Raw genomic sequence first — 23,852 nt, 5'->3', positions numbered from 1 at the left:
CATCATCCTCCGTTCTTCAAATGGGGCTTGAACTTTAAGGTGACTTTGCCAAACATAATCTTGGTAATGCCCTGAAGGTATTTAAATTCTTCCTTCCGATGAAATACCGCGAAGTAGATCAGGTTGACGGTTGCAAACGCGACAATTCCTTTTACTATCAGCTGTGAAAAATTTCCCGCATGGATAAAACCGCTTGTATAGTACGCTGCAAAAAAAGCGCTTATCCCAATCAATGAATAATAGCCATATTTCAGGTAATAGTCGGCGACGGGCAGATGGAACACCTTTTTATAGACCAGATAGGGCGTCGTCCAGAAGGGCATGGCCAGGGTGCCGAACAGGGAGCCGATAAAGACGCCGGCAATGCCGATCTGCCGCACAAGGATAATGGAAACTCCAAGTCCGAGGACGGCCTGGGCCAGCGGAACGAAGCGGTCTTCATGAAAAATACCGGCCGTCGTCTTCACCGTGCTGATTGGATTGCGCATTCCCCGTTCATAGAACAACAGCAGCAGGACGAGCAGAACCCCGCCGGTCATTAGGAACTTTCCGCCGATCCAGAGCGCGATAAACGGTTCGATCAGGAGATACAGGAGGATCGTAAGCAAGGAATACAGCCAGAAGCTGAGCAGCAGCATTACTTTATAGACACTGTATATCTTCTCCTCGCTCTCGCTGGATACGAGATTCCCGACACTGTGGTACAAATTGCTGAACACCTGATTGATAAAAGTTCTGGCAATATCGATTAACATTTTATAGTTGGAATACAGGCCCACGGCCGCGACGCTAATAAATGTGGAGATCAGAATATTCTCCGTCCCGAGCACCAGATAGCTGCCGATGTTCTGGATGACGATCGCTTTGACATTTTTGATGATTCCGCCTTTGGTTTCCGCGTCGAGCTTGCCAATCGCCTTTTGCCTCAGATAGGGATATTTCCGGTTGGCGGTCATGGTCAGAAATACCGAGGTAACGATAGTCAGGATGCTGTCGATGATCAGGAACAGGATATAATTCGCAGTAAAATACAGGATGCCGATTTTGAGACTGGTTGAAAGAATGGAGGATGCGGAATACGCCACAGTCACGATATAGCTCTTCTGGTTCACATTCAGGAATGAATTCTTATAGGAGAAGAGATATGGCGTCACCGTATTGAGAAGGAAGATCAGATAGATCAAATAGAGATGATGTATGCTTGTGTTTTTGACGATTTCATCAAGAAAAGGGAGAAGGGACAGGCCCAGCGCCGTGACGACCAGTGCGATGACCAGATAGGCGCTGCGGTACAGCCGCATCAGCTTGTTGATCTTCTCGTAGTCGTTCTCCGCAATCGGCTTATACAGACTGTACATAATGCTTGTTCCGATTCCCGCCTCCGCCAGCGTCAGCATCGCGAGAATATTCGTGAACAGTCCATTCACGCCCAGATACTCGATGCCGAGGCTGTTAATGAAGACGGTTCTGGATACAAAGCTCAGCAGGGTTATTACCAGTTGATTGCCGATGCCTGCCGTTATGTTGATGATGGAGTTTTTTACTCTCATGGCCATCCCCTATATCCTTTTCAGTGTGCTTGAACGAACTAGGGCCGCTGCAGCATAAGCTTCCTCAGCCGCACCAGACATGTGGCGGTGAATAAAGTCAAAGGATGTATTTCCAAATAGCGGGCCGCCTGTCTCAGACCGGTTCTGCCTCCCACAAAATCGTAGTACAAGTTGTAGTTGGAAAGCCTTCCCCGCAAATCATATTCATAGTGCTTAATCTGCTGTTTGATATAAAGAGCCGTCCCTTGCGGATTTTCCGAAAAAATCCGTTTCATATTGTGGGTCAATCCATCTTCAAGATAGTCGCAAATATAAATGGTTTGATTAAACCATCTGATCTTTAATCCGTCGTAGGCCATGCGGTCCCACACCGTTGATTCCGTAATGAATGTCTCGCCCTCGATTTCGTCGAACTTGTAATTTCTTAAAATTTCTGTATAAAAAATCTCGGCCTTATCGCCGGTAATGCCGAGCCGGGTTCTTTCAAGCGACGTGGCGTCCACATATTCGCCCTCGAAAGTGGTCCCCAAAATATGCTGTTCATTCGCTCCCCGGTTTCCGGCGACGCCGCAAAAACGGCTCTTGTCCGTAAGCCCCTCTTCCCATTTCACGATGCTCTCCAGCGCATCCGGTGTCAGGCGGTCGTCCGAATCGACGATAAAGAACAGCTCGCCTTCCGCCAGATCCACCCCCTTGTTGATCGCCCGGTGCTTCCCCCCGTTCTCCACCCTGTAATAGCGGACAGAGAACCGGTTCTGCTCTCGCAGCCAGGCGTCAAACAGCTCATGCGTTCGGTCGTTCGAGCCGTCGTCGATCACCAGCCATTCAAAATCGGCGAAGGTTTGAGCCTTCAGCGATTGATACAGCTCTGGGAGGATGTACCCCCGGTTATAGGTCGGGGTAAAGACGGTTATTTTCATCTCGGCTCCCCCTTCTTATGGAAAGTGTTCAGATACCGGTTGATCGTGCGGATGGCATAGCCTTGGGTAAAGGGCAGAACATCGAACAGCATCGAGTAGACACCGATATCTTTCGTGTCTCCTTGTGAGAAATCAACGGCTCCGCTGCGTCTCGTCACCCCCATAAGGTACTGCATGGCGGTTTCTGCCGATAAACGGCATTCCGCTGAAATCCGGTCGATGGCCGAAGCGCCCAGCAGAAACCACGACAGGGTGGCCGCCGCTGAAGAGTCCGGCCGGCATTCGCCGCGGGTAACCGTCCATTTCCAGCTTCCGTCCGGATGCTGGAAGCGCATGACCGCCCGGGCATACGTCTCTACGCTGCGTTCAAGAACGGGCTTGTGCCGGTGACCCGGGGGCAGCTGGCTCCAGGCGTCGATGAGTCCGACGGCGAACCAGCCGAGCCCGCGGCCCCATCCGTACAGCCCAAGCGGGACACGGTTCTCCACTTTGTAGGCATGCACCGGGATATGATGGGACTCAAGCATGCCGTATTGCTCGTATTCGACTATCTGCTTAACCGCCAGATCGATGCACTCCGGCTGATCGTACTTTAAGCCGTAGGCCACAAGGAAAGGGCAGATGAAGCCGACCGTGTCCACATAGCGGTACCCTTTCATCGATTGACGGTAGTTTACGGTCCCGTCGCCGCCCAGATGTTCCCGGATCAGTTCCCATATGGCGTGTATCGCCGGCTCATACCGGTCAGAATCGATAAAATCAAGGCTCAGGATCGCGTAGGCAAGAATAGCGGTGTCCACATGCTTCGGCTGTTCTTTCCATCGGCCGCCGCCGTCCAATTTCGAATCCAGGAATTTCATGATGCTCTGTCTGGCGGCAGGATCGTCGTTATGCCGCAAATATTCGTTGAGGCCGAGCAGCAGGGCGGCCTCCTGCCAATGCTGGATCGCGCTTTTCGTATAATTCCCCCTGAGCATATCCAGCACGATGAGGCGGGTATTATCGGTGACTTTAATCGCGGGCATCCTGCTAAGCCAGGATAAGCCCCTCACGGTCAGCGCGCGGCTCCAGACCCGCTTGTCGCTATAGCGGCCGATATGTATCCGCCCAAACCAGCTTTTCCAGACAGGGATAAGATCAATGGCGATGGCGATGACAACAATAGCAAGAATGAGATAAAGCAGAAGCTGTATAACCATCTCGGGCAAATCCTTTCGGGATCGTATTTAGGCTCAAGGCTCACTTCACATAGCCGACGGAGCCATTCATCAATTGATCCGACATTTGTCTGCACATATCCGGCGAAATCCGGCGGCCGATGGTCCATGTCTCGTCGTACAGGTCCGACTGTTCCATCTTCTCCTTATGCTTTTGAATATAAGCCTCGGTTGTGGACAGAACTCTTGCAGGATTGCCTGCAACGACCATGCCCTCCGGCACGGATTTGGTCACGACGCTGCCTGCGGCTACGATTGAGTTCTTTCCTACGGTTACGCCCGGCATTATCAAAGCTCTTGCTCCGATAAAGGCCCCGTCTTCAATGACGATCTTCGCAATCTTCGTATAATCCAGATGCCGCTTGGTGCTTGCGTCGTGAGCCAGTAAATACACCTGCGGAGCGAAAGTGACATTATCGCCGATTTCGATCAGCCAACAATGCGCGTAGTCGATTGTCGCGGCGCCTAACCCGTGGCAGCCCCGTCCGACCGTCATTCCCTGGTTGATACATGCATTGATGTTCAATTCCTCCGCGCTGATTCTCCCCAGCCGGAACGCGATGGCTTTCTTAACTCTCTCGAACATGGGCTCACCCCTTCACGAGATCAATTCATAAAGCTTATTCACTTCCGCTTCCGTCCCCAGCTTCTCCCGGGACAGACGTTCCGCCCAACGGGTCCTAAGAGGTACGTCCTCGATGACTTTCCGTATTCCCTCGGCAAGCTCTTCCGGATTCATCCCGGCGATCCAGCCGTTTAGCCGATGTTCAATCTGTTCCTTGGCGGTGCTGAAATTGGTGACGACGATCGGTTTCGCCATAATTTTGGCTTCATCGACGGCAATGGATTTCCCCTCGAACCGCGAGGGCTGGACGTAAATGTCTGCCGACTTCAAATAAGGATAGGGATTATCGACCGTTCCCAGCAGCCTGAAGCATTCTTCCAGACCGTATTGCCGGATCAGCCGGGTGCATTCCCGCAATTCCTGATCGGTCCCGTAACCGAGAACATTCCAGCGGATTCGGTATCCTTGCTCCACCAGAATCCGGCAGGCTTCTATCGCAATGTCGATCCCCTTCACTGGACTGAGCCGCGCCACGGTTGTAATATTCGTACAATCCTTGCCGGAATCGGAAGCCGGCGGCTTCGGCATTGCCAGATCGGACATCCGCCGGATAATGGATGGTGAAACGATATTATGGATCACCTTGATCTTGCCGGTATGATTCTTAAACGCCTTGTGCAGCGCGCTTGCGCATTCGTCGGAGACGGTAACGATATAATCGAGCCTGTCAAAAAAAGGCCTGTCGATCGCCGCATCCATCCGCAGGCTGGCGTAATTGGTATGAATCCAGCCGATCTTAACCTTCGCATCCACCTTGTCGATGACGCAATAGATCGGATTCTTCTCAAGAAAACCGATGGCCGCATCATACTTGCCGCCAATCCGGGGGATCGAAGCGGAAACATATTTCCACGCCCGCTGCTCGGAGCGGGCCTCATTCTTCTCGGTTACAAAGATGTACTGCGCGAACAGCCGGGCAAGGGCCACCTTGATCTTGCCTTTACGGAAGCAGTCGGCGAACGCCGTTTTGATCGACATATTAAAGTAAAGATTATCCGGAGGCGGTTTCATCAAATTCACGGACCCCGGAATCTGGGACATGAACAAGCCCTCATGCCTGAACAGAAACAGGTCGACCTCGTAGCGGGAATAATCCAATGTCTGCAGCAGAGAAATCAGGGACTTCTCCGCGCCGCCGCAGTGAAGATTATTCATAATGAACAGCAGCTTCTTCTTCATTGCGCCTCACCTACAAGCTTATAAAGTTTATCGATCTCTTCCTCCGTGCCCAGCTTCTCCCGGGAAAGATTGCGGGACAGCCGGGTTCTCAGCTCCGGGTCCTCAATCAGCCGCATGATTCCGCGGGCGATATCCTCCGGATTCATTGAGGCAATCAAGCCGTTATGCTCATGCCTAATCTGATCCTTGGCGGTGCTGAAATTGGTGACAAGAATCGGTTTATTCAGGATTTTCGCCTCATCAATGGCAATGGATTTGCCCTCGAACCGGGAGGTCTGCACATAGAAGTCGGCATGTTTGATATAGGAGTACGGATTGGTCATCAGCCCCAGCAGCTTGAAATTCTTCTCCAGACCGTTCTCCCGGATGAGCCTTGTCAGCTTGGCCTTCTCCTCTCCGCTTCCAATAATATTCCAGCGGATATTGTATCCTTGGGTTACCAAGAGCTTGCAAGCCGCAATCGCCAATTCGTAACCCTTCTGGGGATGCAGGCGGCCAATGGAAAGAATCACGATTTCATTCCCGGACCGTCCGTACACGTCTCCTTTGGCCTGATCGGCCATTTGCCGGATGATTCTCGGGGAGATGATATTGTAGATCAATTCAATTTTGTGCCGCTGCTCCGGAAACCGTCTGCCGAGAATGTCGGCGCATTCCTCCGATACCGTGACAATGTGATCCAGCCGCTGAAAATACCCTTTGTCAAACTCCGGGTCCATGCCCAGTTTGTCATAATCGATGTGAACCCAGCCGATCTTTTTGACAGCGCTCACTTTATCGACGCAGAAATAAGTAGAAGTCTTTTCAAGGAAGCCGATAGCAACATCGTATCGTTTCTCCAAGGGCTCCACCGACCTTGAAATATACTTCCAGCTGTATTGCTCGGTAACCGCGCGGCTCTGCGAGGTGGCATTCTTGAAAGCAAACATCGCCCGGCTGTATGCTAGAGGGAGCTTTTGCCGGAGCACCAGCTCCTTGACGGAACGGGCAAGCGGCAAATTGAACAGCCTGAAGCTCTCCGGAAGCGGCAGCACATTTACCTCTTTGGGCAGGAACTCCATAAAAATCCCTTCGTGGTTGAAGAGGAACAGGTCGACGGCATATTTCTCGAAATCAATCTGGGAGAGCAAATTAACCAAGCTTTTTTCTCCTCCACCGGCGGACAGACTGGGCATGACGAACAGTATGTTCTTTTTCATAACGGGCCTCACGCCAGTTCTTTTAAATAATCGACGGCTTTGTATGACATGGCTTTGATTTGGGGAATGGACTTCTGCAAGGCGTGCCTGATCCGGTCCTCTTCTCTCAGCATTTCGTCAAATTTATGAATCAGCTTGGCTCCGCTGGATATTTCCTCGATCCCGAGCACCAGCTTCTCCTCGCCGAAAATATCTTTGGAGATGCCCTTCGACTTCACGCTGTAGCCCAGTACCATGGTCGGCACCAAATTGGAATAAGCGGCTATCGTGGCATGGGTCCGGGCTCCGATGAAAAATCTCATTCTCGCGATATAACCTTTATACTGGATGGCTGTTAGATGATCAGGCAGCAGGATCACCCGGCCAGTATGCTTAAATTCCTCGAAGTATTGCTTCAATACCTCATAATCATTATTCCCGTTCTCGATAACATGGGGAGTGAGGGCGATCGTCATATCTGTAGTGTCCAAAATGTGGTTGAGCAGCTCCCGGGCGGCTGTACCGGATTGCTTGTTGCGGTTCATCACCAGCGGGCTGAAGTTGAAGCCGACCGTATTTCCGGTCTGCCAGCCTTCGGGCAAGGGCAGCTCTTCTTTTTCCATCGTAAAAGCCGGATCGGCGCATAAACGGACATTGTGCAGTCCCTTGCCCCTCAGCATGTCATAGGTCAGCGATTCGCGGGCCAGGATCAGATCAAATCTTTTCAGATCCTCCAATTTCAGAGCGGTCATATCCTCCTCTCCGATGGAGCAGCCCCACAGGACAAGCTTCTTGCCCTCCTCCTTGACTCTCCGGTCAATTTCATACCACCCCGGCTGCTCGCCATAGCAGTAGTTGTCCCCGCCAATCGAGAGATAGACATCCATATCGTGGATATGCTTAATAATGTTGTGATGGATTTTGCCGAAAATAAAGGATTCATCTTTAAAAAATTTCACTTTAAACGAGGACAGGAGCCAGTCATACGAGTACTTCCTGATCGTCTTGTCAGACCCGTCGTAAATCCCGTCCAGAGCCGTGATCACCCGGTCGCTTTCCGGCCGGTTCGAGGCCAGATAGACTTGGGAATCATTGATTTTCTCCTTGATGATGGTGGTGGAGGAGCGTACAATCGCCTCGCATCCCCTGTTTAAACTCCCACCATGTAAAAACATCATGATCTTCATGGCTCCGCCTCCTCGTTATCTGTTTCGCATTCTGCTGTATGCAGTTGCTAAATATAAGCCTGGCACGACTTTTCTTCGGATCATTCCAAGCAGCATTCTCCGGTACCGGTCCGAGTTGCTGAAATGATTCTCCAAATAGATGGGCAGTGCTTCCCTCACGGTTCGGCTGCCGATCATGTCCCTGATATACTTGTATCTTTGGCGCAGCCCCATCTCCCGGGAAGGCTCGAAATATAGGTGAATGATGGACATCACCGTATTGATCAGCTTCTCCGATTTCAGTTCGGCAATTTTCTTCCCGTCAAGCAGGCCCGTATAGATCTGCGGCAGCCGGGCTTCATAAACCTGAACCGCCCTGGCGAAATAATCCTTCTCCGCTATATTCCGGGTAGCGCTGCCTGCCGTTTCTTTGTAGTGATACCCGCAATAATCGATGTATACCGCACTGTCCGCCCCGCTGAAAAAAAGGACATTAAAGGTTCCGTCCTCCCCCAGCGAAACTTTTGCGGGAAAAGCGACCCGGTTGCCTTTGACAACCTCCGCCTTGTACAGCTTGTTCCAAACGGAATTGAGTACATCCGATTTGATAAATTCGGGCAGCAGCTGCCCCCGGATATATTCCCGGTCAAGCTTTACGTTTCGGGGCAGCGGAAAACTCGTAACGATACGATGAGAACCTGCGCTGCTTGCAAAATCGGAAATGACGGCATCGCAGCCCCATTGAATGGCTCCGTTATATAACACCTCGAACATATCGGGTTCCACGGTGTCGTCGGCATCCACGAACCCGATATATTGTCCGCCGGCTGCCTTAAGGCCCGCATTGCGCGCGATGCTGACTCCCTCATTTTCCTGATTGATGAATCGAATTCTCGGGTCAAGCGGAAGATGTTCTTCTATAATCGCTCTGCTGTCATCCGTAGACCCGTCATTCACAAAAATAAACTCGCACTCTCCGAGCGTCTGCTTCATCAGAGATTCTATGCATTCTCTAAGATGGGAGCCCGCATTATACACCGGAATAATAACGCTCACTTTAACACTCATAGGTTTAGGCGGCTCCTTCGTGTTAATTTAGGAAGGGATCAGCTCATAAAGTTTGTTCAATTCATAGCTGTTGCTGTAGTTTTTATCTTTAAGATTATGAATGAGGACGTTTCTCGTCTCGCGGCTTTGGTACAGGCTTTGAACGGCTTCCGCAATCCCGTCCGGACTGAGCTCGCAGATTCTTCCGTCCACTCCGTCCGTCACCTGGCTTGGCGCCGTGGGGTAATTCGTGATGATGACGGGCTTGCCCAGAATCTGCGCTTCCGTAATCGTTATGGCTTTCCCTTCATAGCGGGATGGCTGGACGTACACGTCGCATCTTTTGATATAGGGATAGGGATTTAATTTTTTGCCCAAAAGGATGAAGTTCTCCTCCAGTTCGTTTCGGGCGATCTGCTCCTTCAGCTCCTGCTCATAGCCTCCATATCCGATCACATACCACCGGATGTCGGTCATCCCGCGGTCGTGCAGCGTCTTCAAAGCCTGAACGGCCATGTCGTAACCCTTGACATAGGATAGCCGGCCGACAGACATTACGTTAAACGTGTTCGTAACCTCGGGCGCATCTTCCGCAGCGGACATCTTCCTGATGAATTCGGGCGAGATAATATTTTCGATCTGGACAATTTTGGGGCGGAGCTCAGGATATGTACTTATAAAAGAGGCGGTACAGTCGTTTGAGATGGAAGCGATGTAATCGAACTCCCGCCACACCTTGAGATCCATCCTGTTGTCGATTTCCAGCTTGCTGTAATCCGTATGAATCCAGGCGAGCTTTTTGCGCGCTTTTACCTTTTTGAGGGCGATGTCATGCGGCCAGCCGTTGCTGATGACCAGATCATACGTTTTCCGTAAGTTGGGAAAATAATACGAAGACAGCCTGGCCTCCCACTGCATCTGGATATAGCCGGGACCTTCGTTCAGCCTTCTTCGCATAGCCCGGGTGCGGGCCAGGGCCTTCGAGATCAGCCGCACTCCCGCGGCGATATAGCTTCCGTCCGCAAGACACTGCCGGAGCGACTTTCGGAGTGCCGTATACGGCTTCATTTCAGGCAGCAGATTTACAGCCCGGGGGATCATCGCCATAAAGTCTCCCTGGTGACGGAAGACGAGCAGATCGACCTCGTAACGCTCGTAATCGAAAGCTTCCAGCATATTGATCAGACTTCGTTCGATTCCGCCGATTTCCAGATCGTACACGGATATGAGGATGTTCTTCTTCAAGGCTGTCCCCCCGATACGGCAGGCGCCATAGCGAATACGTTCGCCCCTGCAATTTCTTTATAGCTGTTCTCCCGCTTGTTAAGGAACAAGGTGTACGGCGGCACTGTCCCTTTGACCACGCTCCCGGCCGCAACCACCGAATGGTCGCCAATCACGGTTCCCCGCAAAATCACCGTATTCGCCCCGATCCATACATGGCTGCCGATAATGACCTCATCCTGAAGCAGATGGCTTTCCGAATCCGGCTTATAATTATGGTCATGATCGTTGATGCAGACATTCGGGGCGATTTTTACATAATCGCCGATCGTGATGCGGTGAACGCAGTTGATCGTACAGTTATCGTTGATGAACGTTTTATCCCCCAGGCTCAGCTCGCCGCCGTGATCCAGACGGATGCTGACATTCTTGCGGATAAATACGAAGCTGCCGAGCTTCAGTCTGGATTTCCTGTTGAAGATCTCGATCGTGCTGTTGCCCTGCATGGAGAACGGGGCATATGAAATGCTGCCGAAATAGATCAGCTTATAGAACAGCCCCCGCACAAATCCGATGAAATGAGACAGGTTCATGGCCAGCGTACTTAACAAGCCCCGTTCGCGGTACTGCCTGTAGACCGTCTTCAGCACTTTTCCAATCATCCCCATGCTCATCCCCCTTCGGTAAGTGTCGAAGCTGAATCAGGTAAAGCGTTTGCTCTTCCTCCAGGCCCATAAAAAGGGCCGAAGCGGAACATACAAGAAATGCAGCGGTTTGGGCAGCGGCAGCGTCTCCGCATCCTCCGGGTAGGGAAAGAGAAAGCTCAGGATGAACACGAGCTTCTGAACCGGCGCAAACAACGCGAATTGATGCCGCTTGTGATAGGAGGCCACATCCTCGGGAACGGGGAGAGAATGCAGATTAACCATCCGTTCCAGATAGAACATCGCCGCCTGCGCCATCGCCCGCGATTTCGGAGCGCGCTCCATGCGCCCAAGGTCACCTGCGATCTCGGCGTCCAGCAATCCCCGGGCCAAGGTCAGCGCCTGTCCGCCGACGTGGTAATAGCGGTACTTGCGAAGCAGAGCGGTCAGCTTGCCGGCATCCGGCCGCTGAAGCAGCAGCTGTTTAATATCCAGCAGCCACCGCAGTCTCGACCATCCGTGCCGAGCCCCGTGGGAAACCAGAAACAGGAACAGGTCTTCCTTCCCCAAATAGGCAACCGGCCGGCTGGTCAGCTTGCTTAGGCGTCTTCGTCCCCACAGCTCCTCGAAATCGGGTTCTCCGGAAGGAGCCGGATTCAGCCTCCAATGAAGCTCCACCTTGACGCCCTTTTTCGGATGGGTGAAGGTCGTGTGGTGATGCCGCCACTTCCAATCGTTCAGAACGGTATGGATATAATCGTCCTTGATATACCCCAGACTGGACAGCATCGTTTCCGCACCGGACAGTTCAGACATCGGGATCAGGAGATCCAGATCGCAGGAGGTCCGCAGGGAGATATCCCCATACAGATCCTTGGCAATAACAGGCCCCTTCAGAAAGAGTGCGCGGATATTTCTCCGGGCCAGCTCTCCGTCGAGAAATTCCATTTCAGCGCTTAAATGAAGCATCTGAAACGTGTTTCGGCTGTAGTGCGCATACAGGCAGCCGATCACTTCGGCGGGCACTGCATCCTCCTCCAGATTTTTCATCTTGGGATAGAGATTGGGATATACGCGGTGATGCAGCGCGAGCTTTACAAACTCCTCCCAATCCGCCGTGCGGAACAGGTCCGGGAAGCGGTCCGGCAAGTCCCAGGTCTTCTCCGCCGCGAGAAGCGCCAGCAGAAGTCGCATTTCGGTTGACAGAACTTCCGTCTTCAGCGCAAATAGATTTCCCATGGGATATCTCCTTACTATCGAGAGCATAGCGAACGAGAACATTACGAACGAGAACACAGCGAACAAAAATCATCGTTTTTGTTCTATTTAACGAACACAAGTAAAGCGTAACACTCCTGCCTGAAAGTTGTCAATTGTTAAGTTGCAAAAACTATAAATTGATCCGGGATCGTTGGCGGTATGCTATATTGAAAACAGAAAGGGGGACTGAGGTTTGAAGAAAAACATCGTCGTATTCGGAGCGGGAGGGCATGCCAAAGCGGTTATTGATGCCATTGAGCGGGAAGGACAGTACCGGATCGCCGGGCTGCTCGACAGCTACAAGGCCGCCGGCTCCGAAGTTTATGGATACCGGATTCTCGGAAACGAACAATATCTTTTGGAGCACCGGGAGGAAATAGACGGCTGCATCGTCGCCATCGGAGATAACTGGGGCCGGGCAGGCATCGTCGACCGCATCTCTTCCCTCTGCCCGGATTTCCCCTTCGTTACGGCTGTCCATCCGGGTGCCTGGATCGCCAGGGGAGCCGTACTGGGACAAGGCACCGTTGTGATGGCGGGGGCTGTCGTTAACAGCGACACGGTCATCGGCGAACACTGCGTGCTGTATCCGAAGGCATCGGTCGATCATGACAGCCAGGTCGGGGATTATGCCACCCTGGCTCCGGGCGCCACGACGGGCGGGAACGTGACGATCGGCGAATACAGCGTTCTCTCTCTGGGGGCGAACGTCATTCACTCCGTTCGCGTGGGAGAGCATACCGTAATTGGGGCGGGGGCCACCGTGCTTAACGATATCGGCGGGTACGCCGTGGCCTACGGAACGCCTGCCGCCGTCGCAAGATCGCGCGCCGCGGGCGAGCGGTATTTGTAGATTTGTAGCGGCGGGGATGCGCGGAGCGGCGGGGATGCGCGGAGCGGCGGGGTTGCGCGGGGCGGCCGAGCCTCAAGTTCCCGTTGGGGGCCCCACCGCAAGGATCCCGTTGGTTACGGATTAGTTTAGGTCTCCTGTTGCAAAACGGCGAAAGTGCAGGTTTTTTCGAGCAGAAACGAGAGTTAGCGGGAAAAACCGGCTATGGCGCAGGAATTTCAGGATTTTCCGGCTGAATTGGAGAGTTGAACCGGAAATAACTGTATTTTTGTAGGCATCCCATCCAGTGAAAGCTCCAAGTCCGACAAAAGATGTACAATTTCAGGTTTTTGAATTATTTGGTTCGTTTGGGTTCGTTTGGTTCGTTGGGTTCGTTTGGTTCATCGCCTCACTGCAGCTCGTGCCGAACCACATGTTGGCCAAATGCTCCGGTCACGGCGGTAATCCATGCAAGTTCCCGATTCAGCCGGTTCCGGATTCGCGAACAGCGGGAACCGGCCGGAAGTCCGGGCGCCTAACGGGCAGGGTTCGCCACCTTCCCCAGCGAGCGCCGAATGCAGTCAATCACCCGCTGCTGCTGATCCAGGCTTAAGCTCGAGCCGGAAGGAAGACAAATTCCGGACTGGAACAGCCGCTCGGATACGCTTAACGTCTCGCTGTGCGGATAAAAGCGCGAGCCTTCGAACACCGGCTGAAGATGGAGCGGCTTCCACAACGGTCTGGCTTCGATATTATCGGCGGCAAGCGCTTGAAGCAAATCGCTTATTTTGACCGCGGCTTCCTCTTCGTCAATGGTAAGGGCGGTCAGCCACCGGTTGGAACGCGTATTCGGCAGTTCCGGCATGAACTCGATGCCCTTCAGTTCACCGAAAGCCGCCCGGTAGTTCTCGAATATCGTTCTTCTGGCCTTCATCCGCTCTTCCAGAACCTGAAGCTGGGCCCGGCCCACTCCCGCGAGAAGATTGCTGAGCCTGTAATTATATCCCGTGACGCTGTGCTGGTAATGCGGCGCCTGGTCTCTCGCCTGTGTAGCCAGGAAGCGTGCTCTGCTTAACGCTTCTTCGTCATCGGAAACGATCATGCCTCCGCCGGAAGTCGTAATGATTTTATTGCCGTTGAACGAGTATATGCCGAACTTGCCGAGCGTGCCGCTCGCCTTGCCTTCATAGGTGGAGCCCAGCGATTCCGCGGCATCCTCGATCACCGGCACCTCATACCGGTTGCATACGGCCAGGATTTCGTTCATCTTGGCGCTCTGCCCGTACAAATGAACAACGATGACCGCCTTGGGCAAACGGCCCTCCCGATCGGCGTCCTCAAAGGCCCTTTCCAGCGCTTCGGGCGACATGTTCCAGGTCTGCGGCTCGGAATCGATGAAGACCGGCTCGGCCCCGACATAACGCACGGGATTGGCGCTCGCTATGAAAGTAAAGCTTGAGCAGAACACCCGGTCCCCGGGTCCGATATTAAGCAGGGAGAGCGCGATATGAATGGCGGCCGTACCCGAGCTCAGCGCAGCCGCTCCGAGGGCGCCGGTATATTCGGCAATCTCCCTTTCAAAGGCGTCGACATTGGGCCCGAGCGGGGCAATCCAGTTCGTCTCGAACGCTTCATCGATATAAAATTGCTCCCGGCCGCTCATATGGGGCGGGGACAGAAATATCCGTTCTTTTGCCATCATCATCAACCTCGACCTCCTTCTTCTTTGTTCACGCCTCCCTGAAATACAGGCATGGTCACGTGATTTCCGCTGCTGATGCCTTCCGATTTGACTACTTTGAGCAAGGTCAACACCAAAATTTTCAGATCCAGAGCGAAGCTCCAGTGATCGACATACCATGTATCCAGCTTGAATTTCTCTTCCCAGGAAATCGCGTTGCGTCCGTTCACCTGGGCCCAGCCGGTTATCCCCGGTTTGACCAGATGACGTCTGCCCTGCTCTTCCGTATACAGCGGCAGATAGTCCATAAGCAGCGGCCTCGGGCCGACCAGGCTTATATCTCCTTTGACCACATTCCACAACTGGGGAAGCTCGTCAAGGCTGTATTTCCGGAGAAACTGTCCGAACGGCGTAAGGCGGATATGGTCGGACAAAAGCTGTCCCGAATTATCCCGCTCATCCGTCATCGTCCTGAATTTATAGACATCGAACGGATGGCCATGCAGCCCGGGCCTCTGCTGTTTGAACAGAACCGGCGAGCCAAGCTTCAGACGGACCAGCAGCGCCGTCGCCGCGATAACGGGAGAGAACAGGAGCAATACCGGCAGCGACACGGCTAGATCAAACCATCTTTTCATGATATTCACGACCCCTGGGAGAATAGCTTTCGCATTCTCGCAATATTATTTGGACCCACCACACGGCTGACCGTCCGCTTCACGCCGCTCCTGATCCTGACGTGAAGCGGCAGCCAGGACTGCGCGAAATGATGAATCGTATAGCTCTCCCCGGTCAGATAGCTACCGCCGTTTATGTAGTCGTAAGGGCTGAAGTAAGTCCGGGGAAAAAAGCTTACGCCGTTCTCCGTCACCTGATACTGCCCGTTAAGCTCCAGACCGTGCCGCATACATATCTCGCTGATCACCGCGGTGTTCGTTGTCGTATCGGGCGAGCCGTCCGGCAGAAGAAAGCTCCGGTTTTCGTAATAATCCAGAAGTTCCTTGATCCAGGGGTGACCGGCGACCGCCCCCATCGTGCCGGATTGCAGAAAATGCCCATCCTCGAATCCGGAAAAAGCCTCCAGCTCCAGAAAACGGTCCAGCGGTCTGATGACCTCAACATCCGTGTCCATGTAGATTCCGCCCTGACTATATAAGGCGTGCAGCCGGGCATAGTCACTGACAAAAGCATATTTCCGCTGTTCGTAGGCTTCCTGTACATACCGGTTAACCGTCACATCGAAGTTGTCCTCGTTCCATTCCACGAATTGAAATTCAGGCAGGTGCTTATGCCAGCTTTTGATGCACTTCTGCAGCTTTCCCGGCTTCTCGCCGCGGCCAAACCAGCAATAATGGACAACCCTGGGGATCCTCTCCGAAGAATTCATCCGGCTGCCTCCTTAATTGAACCAAGTAATGAAATTGCTTCGATATTCGATGCCGAGAGTGAGCACATTTTCATAAAAGAAATAGACAAGGTACACACCCAGCACAATCATGTAGACCAGCTTCTGATCCTTCTTCCGGAACGCTTTCACAATCCACGCCACAAGCAAAATCTGATAAAGGTTGAAATAGATCGCCAGTCTTGCAAAAATCCAGTTCTGGGTAGAAACGAGCATCAATACAAAGCCGATCAAAGCCATATTCACGATCACATCGATATCGGAGAAGATTGCGCTCAGCTTCTGCCTGCCGAGATAAGCGACAGCCAGCGGGAATCCGTAAAAGGCCACCCGCAGCATATTGGCGCCCCCCTCCGAGAACGTCTCATACTTGCCATAGTTCGTATCCTTGATCGCCGAGAACAACAGCTCCGAAAATTGGTTGAAGCCGAAGACGATGATAACCGCGACTCCCAGCAGCAGCAGGGTCGATACGGTCCAGGCCTTTCTGCGGACGATGAAATAGATTGGAATAAGGACCAGGGCGCTTTGATGAAACAAAGAGGCGAACAGCACTACCGGGATATACCTCTTCCAGTTGCCTTCAAAAAGATATTTCGTCGCGGCGAAAACGATCGAAGCCGCCAGAAACTGCCGAATTCCGTTCATCGAGACAATAAACGAGCCGGAAGTGATATAGATAAATACGCCAAGCTCGAACAGCCGGGCATATTTATACAGCACCATAATAATGAGCATGTTGGTGACAAACGCCGTAATCAGAATCATATACTGCGGGTTGCCTGTATACATCTTCAAGATCTTTTGAAAAATATTGAACCCTATATCGCCGGTCTTCCAAATATACTCCCAGGTGAAATCAGCTGTGCGAAAGGTGTGGATATACGTTTCCGTGTCTCCGATATTTTTTCTCAGCCCGGAAATGAGGCAGAACCATAACGCTGTCAGGAAGAACAGAAGACGATTCGGTCTGACGTTTACAGGAAGCGCCGCAACCGGGGTGGAGAAATACCTGGCCGATAGCGAGAACAGATAAGCAAATGCCAAGTGAATCCATAACACGGTCATTGCGCGTCACTCTCCTGCACCAGCCTGGCCGGATTCGGCGTTTCCGGCGCGGAGACCGGCGCGGAACGCTGCGTCCGCCGGATGTACAAGTACAGCAAGATTCCGAGCGGAGACGCCAGCAGCGTCATCCCCTTGCGGGGCGACTCCGCAACAAACTGGCGGTTCCCCATGATCAGGCTGCTGGACACATAATGAACGGCTTCGCGGAACCGTTCTTTAAACGACGGCGCATACTGCATCGCCACTTTCCGAAAAAAAGCGAAGCCCTGCGGGTTTCTGCGGTATTGGTTAAGCATGTTCAGGCTCGAGCCGTCGGTTCGGTATTCCACATGGCACAGCACCTCGTTCATAACCAGCAGCGGAAGCTGCTGATCGATCAGCAAGTATTTATACGAGAGCGGAACATACCGCTCGCCCTGATAAATCGGGTATGGCGGAACGCCGCTTGTCACCCGCGTGCGATATACCAGCTTCTTGTCGCCCTTGACCTTCCACTTGGCATACAGGCCGCTCAGGGTCGACGCCTTCAGCTTCTCCGGCATTTTCGTTCCGATAACCTCTCCGTCAGGCGAGGCGTCAAGGCCCACGATGCCGGCATATTCCCCGCTTCCATGCTTCCTCCAGAAGGAAATGATTTTGTCCACGGCGTCATCGGCCAAATAATCGTCGGAGTCGATACAAACGTTAAGCTCCGTATCGATCCGTTCATAGGCGGCGTTATGCGCGCCATGCATTCCCTGATTGTCCTGGTAGTGGTAACGGATGGGCACCCTGCCCTCGCGTATCCAGCCCTCCACCAGTTCCCGGGTCTGGTCCGTCGAGCCGTCGTCGATAATCAGCCAGACAAAATCGCCGCAGGACTGCCTGATCAGGCTCTGATAGCATAAATGCAGCGTATGCGCTCTATTGTAGGTCGGGGTAAAGACCGTAAGCGTTGGGGCCATTTTGCTCACCTCTGATTAAGAATCGGCTGACATTCCGTATGGTAAAAAGAGGCCAGCCACTCTGCGGTCTTCGCGGAGTCATATCCGCTTTCGCGCAGCTGCTCCGATGTATCCGCACGCTCACAGGAACTGTCCAGAATCTCCCGCGCCCAAAGGTCGGCCGGCTCCTGAAGACCGATGAACCGCACCCTGCCCGTTAAATCCGACTCCGGGGTGATCGAGCTTGAAGCCATGCATCTTAGTCCCGCCGCCTGCGCTTCCACCAGAACGACAGGCAGCCCTTCGAACAAGGACGGGAACAGGAACAAGTCCATGCCCTGCATCAGCCGCGGGATATCGGAACGGACACCCAGAAAGGCGACATGATCCTTTAATCCGAGCTGTTCGACTTTTTGCCTGATCGCCGGCTCCAGATATCCCTCTCCGACCAGAACCAGGAGCACATTGCGGTTCCTCTGGTAAACGTTGTAAAAGATGTCAATCAGGAACGAGTGGTTCTTCTGCTCGTTGAACCGGCCGACATGGCCGATAACCAAACGTTCGCCCGCCTGAAACTCGCTCCTGACCTTCTCGCGTACGGCGGGGTCAAAGGCAAACTCCCGAAGGTTGACCGCGTTATTCATCACAACGAGAGAGTTCCGTTCCTCAATCTCTCTGCCGAACAGCCAGCGTCCCGCGTTCTTCGAGCAGGCAAAATACCGGTTGGGATTATCCTTCATCACATATTTGGCGTATACGCGGAAAGGAAATTTCAGGTCCAGCCTTAGATCGCTGAGGTGGCTGTGCGCAATCCGGCACGGAATACCGGCTCTTTTGGCCTCCCTAAGAACAAAGCTGCTGTTCTCGTTGATATGGGAATGGACCACCCTGTATTCGCGATGCGCATGAAAGAACTCCGTCAGTTTATTGAAATACAGCCGGTAATTCCCCGGTTTGATTGGCGGCATTCGATAGATGACACCGCCCATCGACTCGATTTCATCGTCATAGTGTCCCCTTTCCGGCCTGTGCACCATAAAATCAAACTGAATGTCGGCGCGGTCCATCTGGCGATAATAGTTCATGAGCATCGTTTCCAGTCCGCCCCTGTTCATGACGGTGACGACCTGCAGAATTCGAACGGGCTCCATTGTCCACACCTCCCGTCTTCCTCATTCGCAATCGGTTGATTACGTTCAGCATGAAATACATCCCTGCAGCCATTTTCCATTTGCCCAGCAGGAAGAATATCTTCCAGGCCCCGGTGCAGTATTGCAGTTCAAATCCGGCGAAACAGGATGCCACCTCGGGCCTTACAACAAGCGCTCGGATCTCCTTGATTTTGGTGAATGCCGACGCCTTATAATCCTCGCTTATGATATTGAGTCCGAGCCCCAAGGTATTGACGCAAATCCGGTTATGCAGCGCCGCCGTATATTCCTCGGGCAGCCCGCGCTCCCGGATATAAGATTTCATGTGGCCGTACAGATTATTGAATTTGCTCTCCAACAAGGGATTGTGGCGTGAGGTGATAGATGAAGTGTTGGCCTTCCAGTAATGATAGAACGGGCGGCCCAGAAAGACGAAGGAACGGGCATGGTGGCATACATGGATGTTGAAGAGCGAATCCTCGTTGGTTCCGATCGTTTCCAGGTCGATAAAAGAGGCTGCCGCCCTCTTGATTAAATCCGCCCGGTACAGCTTGCCCCACACGGTCCCCCAGGCGTCCAGATAATCGGGCTCCGCCAATTCCTCTCTCAGCGGACCAAACAGCCGTCTTGTAATCCGGTCCTGCACCTCTTGGTGACGGTATATTTTCATGTCTGGAAGCGGGAAGACTTTCTCTTTCGCGTGCGTGCCGAATTCGCGCATATACGTGCACATGACGATATCCGCCTCTTCCCGCTCCGCCGCTTCGCGCATCTCCATGAACATATCGCGCTTCACCCAATCATCCGGATCGACAAAGGCGATGTACCTTCCTCTTGCGTTTCTGATGCCTTCATTACGGGCAGAAGATACGCCGCCGTTGTTCCGGTTGATCGGGATGATGCGGTCGTCCCGGCCGGCATATTGCCGGAGGATGGAGAGGCTACCGTCCGTCGATCCGTCATTAACCGCGATAATCTCCAGATTGCCGAAGGTTTGGTTCAACAGGCTGTCCAGAGAACGCTGCAAATAGGCTTCCATATTATATATGGGCATGATAATGCTGATTTCCGGCTTCATAGCTCTCCTCCTCCCGCATATGCCCTATGTAGATGGAGCCAAGCTCCTTGACGACCGACGTCAAATTATACGTTTGGACAAGCTCCAAACTCTTCTTCCCCATCTTGCTCCGCAGTTCGGAGGACCGGCTAAGCTCAAGCATATATCCGGCCATCCGCTCTTCTTGCCCGGTTCCGGGTTCAACAAGATATCCATTTTCCCCGGGCTTCACAAGCTCCGCATGCCCCCGGTTTCTTGTGGCGATAACGGGAAGGCCGCAGGCCATCGCCTCCATAATATTGACCGGCAGCCCCTCCCGCAGGCTTGACGAAACCGCCGCGTCGCACAAGGGCAGCAGCCGGTCAATATCTTTCCGGTAGCCGAGAAAATCCACCTGGCCCGCGACCCCAAGCTCCGATGCCAGCAGGCGGCACTGCTCCTGAAGCGGACCGTCCCCCGCGAGCAGCAGCTTGATTCCGGCTCCTTGATCTTTGATCCGGGCCAAAGCGCGGATGAGCAGCTGATGATTCTTGTTGCCGTTGAACTCCCCGGCATAGAACATCAGCACCTCCTCCGTTCCGTATATAGACTGCTGCCGTAGCCGTGCTTTTTCAGCGGGCCCAGCAGGCTTGAATTTGTCCGTATCCACGCCCACGCCGTGCACATGTTCAATCTGCCCGGCTTTAAACCCCCGATTGACGGCCAGACGGTAATCTTCATCGTTGATGGTAATCAAACAATCCGTCAGCCGTGAAAGACCTTTCTCGATGGGATAATAGAGCAGCCAGCTCGCAAGCGAAGAGCCTTGGCAGAAATGAAAACCGTGGGCAGTGTACAGCATCCGGGTTCCCTTCTTGCGTGAGCCGGCCGCGGCCAGCCGGGCAAGAACACCGCCCATCGGCGTATGCGCATGAATAATGTCATAGTCGTTGCGCTTCATAATATCCTTCAGCTGTCGGTAAGCCGCCCAATTCCCGCTGCGCAGCGGCGACCGTTCAATGGAGATATTGAATTTCCTGTCGACAGAAGGCAGATCGAGTTCTCCGCGTGCCGCGATATGAACTTCCCAGCCTCGCTCTTTAAACCATTCCAGTACAGGCAGATGAAAGGCTCTGAAATGAAAGTCGACGGTTGCGCAAAACAACACTTTTCGGGACATGGGCGGCCTTCCTTTCCTTGGCGTCTAGACGACCGTTGCTTTCATAAGAGGCACCTTTTCAATCCGGTTGTTGGCAATATCTAGCAGCAGGCTTCTCAGTTCTTCGATGGACAGCGAATCATAGACCTTGAGCAGGTGATTGATGGATTCAAAGTTCACCTCGTATGACTTGCCGACGTAAATCTTGGGATAGACCTGCCCATCATGAACTTCCGTATCCCTCAGCAGCTCTTCATACAGCTTCTCTCCCGGTCTCATGCCGGTGAACTCAATGCCGATCTCCTCGATGGAGTATCCCGACATACGGATCAGATTTTTGGCCAAATCGACAATTTTGACCGGATCGCCCATATCCAGCACGAAAATTTCTCCCCCGCGCGCCAGAGCACCCGCCTGAATGACTAGCCGCGACGCTTCGGGAATCGTCATGAAATACCGGACCATATCGGGATGAGTAACGGTCACCGGTCCGCCCTGTTCAATTTGGTTCCGGAACAGCGGGATCACGCTGCCGCGGCTGCCCAGCACATTGCCGAAGCGGACGGCGACAAATTGGGTTGCGCTGAACCGGTCCATATGCTGAATGATCATTTCGGCGATCCGTTTGGTCGAACCCATGACGCTGGTCGGATTTACCGCTTTGTCCGTCGAGATCATGACAAACGTTCCCACTCCCGACAGGCTTGCGGCCTGCGCGACATTCATCGTGCCGATAATGTTATTCTTGACCGCTTCCTCGGGATTGCGCTGCATCAGCGGCACATGCTTGTGGGCAGCGGCGTGATAGACAACATCCGGATGATGAAATTTCATCAAGCTGATAATTTTGCTCTCATCCTGCAAATCCGCGATCTCGGTATAGAATTGAATGCCCGAGTCCCGGAACATCGCTTTAAGCTCGATTTCAATCGTATAGATGCTGTTCTCTCCATGACCGAGCAGCACCAGCTTTTTGGGCCGGAATCTGGAGATTTGCCTGCATACCTCCGAGCCGATGGAGCCGCCCGCTCCCGTGACGAGAACGACCTTGCCCGTTACATATCCCGAAATGCTGTCAAGATCAAGCCGCACCGGTTCTCTGCCAAGCAGATCCTCAACCTGAACGTCCCGGAATTGGCTGACCGCCACTTTGCCGCTCGCTATGTCCTCAAGCATTGGAATCGTCTGGGTCTTGGCTGAGGTCTTGGCGCATTCTTCGCAGATTGCCTTTAGCCGGTCTTTGGGCAGTGAAGGAATGGCGATGACAATATGGTCAACCTTATACCGCCCGGCCAGATATTCAATATCTTTGATTCTGCCGGCAACGGGAATCCCCATAATATCAAGACCAAGCTTGCTCAAATGATCGTCGACAAAAGCGACCGGCTTCAGTTCCTTGTCTGATCCGGACAGCAGCTGCCTTGCAACCATTGTTCCGGCCGAGCCCGCGCCGATGATCAGCGTCCGTTTGGCGCCGTCCGTCGCGCTGCTCGTCTCCTGCTTCGCATGAGCGGTCCTGAGTACCCTCCAGCAAAAACGCGACCCGCCGATCAGCATCATATGAAGCAGCCAGGTTACCAGCAGCAGCCGGTATTGAACGTCAAACGAGAAGACGAATTGCACGGTGGCCGCCGCCAGCATGGAGAAAGACACCACTTTCGCAATGAGGAGGCTTTCTTCAACGCCCGCATACTTCCAGGCTTTGCGATAGAGATGGTACACAAAAGCGAAGATGTGATGACTGAGGAGTAATGTGACCGAACTGATAATCACCGGATATGTAAATACATTAAGAGAAGCGTTAACCAGAAAGCTGCTTGCAAATATAGCCGTCAGCACAATAAACGAATCCAAAACAATTAAAACGGATAGACGATGCTTATAAAACAACGTTCACTCACCCCTTCCCTAAAACAAATGAAGTGCGGCTATCGTCCCTCTTCCTAACTCCGGTTAAGCAGGCTTCCTAAAATTTTCACTTTCCCGAAATCCAGCAGACGCTTCGCTTCAAAGGCATTCTTCTGCTGCGTCTTTCCGCTGCGGAGAATGAGTACGACCCCATCGCACCGGCCCGCCAGCGCAATCGCGTCCGGGGTATCCAGCACCGCCGGGCTGTCGATCAGGATGACGGTATATTCGGCTTTGGCCCGCTCCAGTAATTCCTTCATCGCCTGGGAGTCCAGCAGATCAGCCGCTCCCGGCATAGGCGACCCGCCAGGAATGACGGCCAGCCCATCAATGTTCGTCGGATATACGATTTCGTTAAATTCAATTCCGATGGCCAATCCGTCGGAGAGTCCGGGCCATTGCTTGATGCCGAACACCTGATTCAGAATCGGGTTCCTGACATTGGCGTCCACAAGCAGCACTTTATCTCCCCGCTGGGCGAAGCTGATCGCCAAATTCACGGCAGAAGTCGATTTCCCTTCCCCAGACGAAGGAGAAGTAATGACCAGTGAAAGCCGCTCTTTTTTCCCCGAAGCAATCCGAATGTTGTTCCGTATCCTTCTGTACTGCTCGGAGGCAGCCGCCGCGGGATTATTATGAATGAGAAGACAGCCGTGAACCGACCGTGAATCCAATTTTTTCT

Annotated in this window: 22 protein-coding genes; 1 reads left to right on the top strand and 21 read right to left on the bottom strand. The window is 53.0% G+C overall.

What is annotated here, in order from left to right:
- Positions 1–2: 2 nt before the first annotated feature.
- From EH198_RS15405 to EH198_RS15355, 11 genes are read right to left on the bottom strand one after another with little or no spacing between them, the layout of a single operon-like run.
- Positions 3–1,550: a lipopolysaccharide biosynthesis protein gene (locus tag EH198_RS15405; RefSeq protein ID WP_124696395.1), complete on the bottom strand. Its 1,548-nt coding sequence runs from the start codon at positions 1,548–1,550 to the stop codon at positions 3–5.
- 38 nt (positions 1,551–1,588) lie between these two features.
- A complete protein-coding gene (locus EH198_RS15400) occupies positions 1,589–2,470 on the bottom strand; it encodes a glycosyltransferase family 2 protein (protein ID WP_124696394.1) in 882 nt (293 codons plus the stop codon).
- The gene (locus tag EH198_RS15395; protein WP_124696393.1) at positions 2,467–3,669 is read right to left on the bottom strand and encodes a glycoside hydrolase family 88 protein; all 1,203 of its coding nucleotides are present in this window, start codon (positions 3,667–3,669) and stop codon (positions 2,467–2,469) included. Before EH198_RS15395 ends, EH198_RS15400 begins: the two co-directional genes overlap by 4 nt.
- A 40-nt stretch (positions 3,670–3,709) precedes the next feature.
- Positions 3,710–4,273 (bottom strand): acyltransferase, encoded by a 564-nt coding sequence (locus EH198_RS15390; RefSeq protein ID WP_124696392.1) that lies wholly within the window; start codon positions 4,271–4,273, stop codon positions 3,710–3,712.
- Positions 4,274–4,285: 12 nt separating this feature from the next.
- On the bottom strand, positions 4,286–5,491 hold the full coding sequence (locus tag EH198_RS15385) for a glycosyltransferase (RefSeq protein ID WP_124696391.1): 1,206 nt from the start codon (positions 5,489–5,491) through the stop codon (positions 4,286–4,288).
- The gene (locus EH198_RS15380) at positions 5,488–6,690 is read right to left on the bottom strand and encodes a glycosyltransferase (protein WP_124696390.1); all 1,203 of its coding nucleotides are present in this window, start codon (positions 6,688–6,690) and stop codon (positions 5,488–5,490) included. The genes EH198_RS15385 and EH198_RS15380 overlap by 4 nt, the downstream gene beginning before the upstream one ends.
- 8 nt (positions 6,691–6,698) lie before the next feature.
- Positions 6,699–7,856 carry a polysaccharide pyruvyl transferase family protein gene (locus tag EH198_RS15375; RefSeq protein ID WP_124696389.1) on the bottom strand — a complete coding sequence of 386 codons (1,158 nt, stop codon included), beginning with the start codon at positions 7,854–7,856 and terminating at the stop codon, positions 6,699–6,701.
- Between the two features lie 15 nt (positions 7,857–7,871).
- The gene (locus EH198_RS15370; RefSeq protein ID WP_124696388.1) at positions 7,872–8,903 is read right to left on the bottom strand and encodes a glycosyltransferase family 2 protein; all 1,032 of its coding nucleotides are present in this window, start codon (positions 8,901–8,903) and stop codon (positions 7,872–7,874) included.
- A gap of 27 nt (positions 8,904–8,930) precedes the next feature.
- A complete protein-coding gene (locus EH198_RS15365; protein ID WP_246014350.1) occupies positions 8,931–10,127 on the bottom strand; it encodes a glycosyltransferase in 1,197 nt (398 codons plus the stop codon).
- The gene (locus EH198_RS15360; RefSeq protein ID WP_246014347.1) at positions 10,124–10,774 is read right to left on the bottom strand and encodes an acyltransferase; all 651 of its coding nucleotides are present in this window, start codon (positions 10,772–10,774) and stop codon (positions 10,124–10,126) included. Before EH198_RS15360 ends, EH198_RS15365 begins: the two co-directional genes overlap by 4 nt.
- A gap of 33 nt (positions 10,775–10,807) precedes the next feature.
- The gene (locus EH198_RS15355; protein ID WP_124696387.1) at positions 10,808–11,989 is read right to left on the bottom strand and encodes a nucleotidyltransferase domain-containing protein; all 1,182 of its coding nucleotides are present in this window, start codon (positions 11,987–11,989) and stop codon (positions 10,808–10,810) included.
- Positions 11,990–12,203: 214 nt separating this feature from the next.
- On the opposite strand from EH198_RS15355, the gene EH198_RS15350 reads away from it, so the two are divergent.
- Positions 12,204–12,863 carry an acetyltransferase gene (locus tag EH198_RS15350; protein ID WP_124696386.1) on the top strand — a complete coding sequence of 220 codons (660 nt, stop codon included), beginning with the start codon at positions 12,204–12,206 and terminating at the stop codon, positions 12,861–12,863.
- A gap of 511 nt (positions 12,864–13,374) precedes the next feature.
- Here EH198_RS15350 and EH198_RS15345 read toward each other — a convergent pair.
- Genes EH198_RS15345 through EH198_RS15300 form a run of 10 tightly spaced genes read right to left on the bottom strand, consistent with a single transcriptional unit; the run spans position 13,375 to position 23,844 of the window.
- Entirely contained in the window at positions 13,375–14,541 is a 1,167-nt protein-coding gene (locus EH198_RS15345; RefSeq protein ID WP_124696427.1) for an aminotransferase class I/II-fold pyridoxal phosphate-dependent enzyme, read from the bottom strand.
- A 2-nt stretch (positions 14,542–14,543) separates the two neighbouring features.
- Entirely contained in the window at positions 14,544–15,158 is a 615-nt protein-coding gene (locus tag EH198_RS15340; RefSeq protein WP_124696385.1) for a sugar transferase, read from the bottom strand.
- 5 nt (positions 15,159–15,163) lie between these two features.
- Complete coding sequence (locus EH198_RS15335) at positions 15,164–15,907, bottom strand: glycosyltransferase family 32 protein (RefSeq protein WP_124696384.1); 744 nt, start codon at positions 15,905–15,907, stop codon at positions 15,164–15,166.
- 12 nt (positions 15,908–15,919) lie between these two features.
- Positions 15,920–16,993, bottom strand: a complete 1,074-nt coding sequence (locus tag EH198_RS15330) for an EpsG family protein (RefSeq protein WP_124696383.1) — start codon at positions 16,991–16,993, stop codon at positions 15,920–15,922.
- Entirely contained in the window at positions 16,990–17,937 is a 948-nt protein-coding gene (locus EH198_RS15325) for a glycosyltransferase family A protein (protein WP_124696382.1), read from the bottom strand. Before EH198_RS15325 ends, EH198_RS15330 begins: the two co-directional genes overlap by 4 nt.
- A 5-nt stretch (positions 17,938–17,942) precedes the next feature.
- A complete protein-coding gene (locus tag EH198_RS15320) occupies positions 17,943–19,067 on the bottom strand; it encodes a glycosyltransferase family 1 protein (RefSeq protein ID WP_124696381.1) in 1,125 nt (374 codons plus the stop codon).
- A complete protein-coding gene (locus tag EH198_RS15315) occupies positions 18,958–20,145 on the bottom strand; it encodes a glycosyltransferase family 2 protein (protein WP_124696380.1) in 1,188 nt (395 codons plus the stop codon). The genes EH198_RS15320 and EH198_RS15315 overlap by 110 nt, the downstream gene beginning before the upstream one ends.
- Entirely contained in the window at positions 20,108–21,283 is a 1,176-nt protein-coding gene (locus EH198_RS15310; RefSeq protein ID WP_124696379.1) for a glycosyltransferase family 4 protein, read from the bottom strand. Before EH198_RS15310 ends, EH198_RS15315 begins: the two co-directional genes overlap by 38 nt.
- Positions 21,284–21,307: 24 nt before the next feature.
- Entirely contained in the window at positions 21,308–23,152 is a 1,845-nt protein-coding gene (locus EH198_RS15305) for a nucleoside-diphosphate sugar epimerase/dehydratase (protein WP_124696378.1), read from the bottom strand.
- A gap of 53 nt (positions 23,153–23,205) precedes the next feature.
- Positions 23,206–23,844 (bottom strand): CpsD/CapB family tyrosine-protein kinase, encoded by a 639-nt coding sequence (locus tag EH198_RS15300; protein WP_185702909.1) that lies wholly within the window; start codon positions 23,842–23,844, stop codon positions 23,206–23,208.
- Positions 23,845–23,852: the final 8 nt, after the last annotated feature.

The organism is Paenibacillus rhizophilus (assembly GCF_003854965.1).
In the GTDB taxonomy this organism is placed as follows: Bacteria; Bacillota; Bacilli; order Paenibacillales; family Paenibacillaceae; genus Paenibacillus_AQ; species Paenibacillus_AQ rhizophilus.
Note: the sequence above shows the minus strand (reverse complement) of the source record. Positions and strands in the feature narration are given on the sequence as shown.

Excerpts from the sequence above, each read along its gene's own strand:
- EH198_RS15400 (WP_124696394.1), bottom strand. The coding sequence starts at position 2,470 with ATGAAAATAACCGTCTTTACCCCGACCTATAACCGGGGGTACATCCTC.
- EH198_RS15320 (WP_124696381.1), bottom strand. The coding sequence starts at position 19,067 with ATGGAGCCCGTTCGAATTCTGCAGGTCGTCACCGTCATGAACAGGGGC.
- EH198_RS15375 (WP_124696389.1), bottom strand. The coding sequence starts at position 7,856 with ATGAAGATCATGATGTTTTTACATGGTGGGAGTTTAAACAGGGGATGC.
- EH198_RS15355 (WP_124696387.1), bottom strand. The coding sequence starts at position 11,989 with ATGGGAAATCTATTTGCGCTGAAGACGGAAGTTCTGTCAACCGAAATG.
- EH198_RS15360 (WP_246014347.1), bottom strand. The coding sequence starts at position 10,774 with ATGGGGATGATTGGAAAAGTGCTGAAGACGGTCTACAGGCAGTACCGC.
- EH198_RS15330 (WP_124696383.1), bottom strand. The coding sequence starts at position 16,993 with ATGACCGTGTTATGGATTCACTTGGCATTTGCTTATCTGTTCTCGCTA.
- EH198_RS15385 (WP_124696391.1), bottom strand. The coding sequence starts at position 5,491 with ATGAAGAAGAAGCTGCTGTTCATTATGAATAATCTTCACTGCGGCGGC.
- EH198_RS15310 (WP_124696379.1), bottom strand. The coding sequence starts at position 21,283 with ATGTCCCGAAAAGTGTTGTTTTGCGCAACCGTCGACTTTCATTTCAGA.
- EH198_RS15370 (WP_124696388.1), bottom strand. The coding sequence starts at position 8,903 with ATGAGTGTTAAAGTGAGCGTTATTATTCCGGTGTATAATGCGGGCTCC.
- EH198_RS15340 (WP_124696385.1), bottom strand. The coding sequence starts at position 15,158 with ATGAAAAGATGGTTTGATCTAGCCGTGTCGCTGCCGGTATTGCTCCTG.
- EH198_RS15325 (WP_124696382.1), bottom strand. The coding sequence starts at position 17,937 with ATGGCCCCAACGCTTACGGTCTTTACCCCGACCTACAATAGAGCGCAT.
- EH198_RS15390 (WP_124696392.1), bottom strand. The coding sequence starts at position 4,273 with ATGTTCGAGAGAGTTAAGAAAGCCATCGCGTTCCGGCTGGGGAGAATC.
- EH198_RS15315 (WP_124696380.1), bottom strand. The coding sequence starts at position 20,145 with ATGAAGCCGGAAATCAGCATTATCATGCCCATATATAATATGGAAGCC.
- EH198_RS15395 (WP_124696393.1), bottom strand. The coding sequence starts at position 3,669 with ATGGTTATACAGCTTCTGCTTTATCTCATTCTTGCTATTGTTGTCATC.
- EH198_RS15345 (WP_124696427.1), bottom strand. The coding sequence starts at position 14,541 with ATGATGGCAAAAGAACGGATATTTCTGTCCCCGCCCCATATGAGCGGC.
- EH198_RS15380 (WP_124696390.1), bottom strand. The coding sequence starts at position 6,690 with ATGAAAAAGAACATACTGTTCGTCATGCCCAGTCTGTCCGCCGGTGGA.
- EH198_RS15335 (WP_124696384.1), bottom strand. The coding sequence starts at position 15,907 with ATGAATTCTTCGGAGAGGATCCCCAGGGTTGTCCATTATTGCTGGTTT.
- EH198_RS15405 (WP_124696395.1), bottom strand. The coding sequence starts at position 1,550 with ATGAGAGTAAAAAACTCCATCATCAACATAACGGCAGGCATCGGCAAT.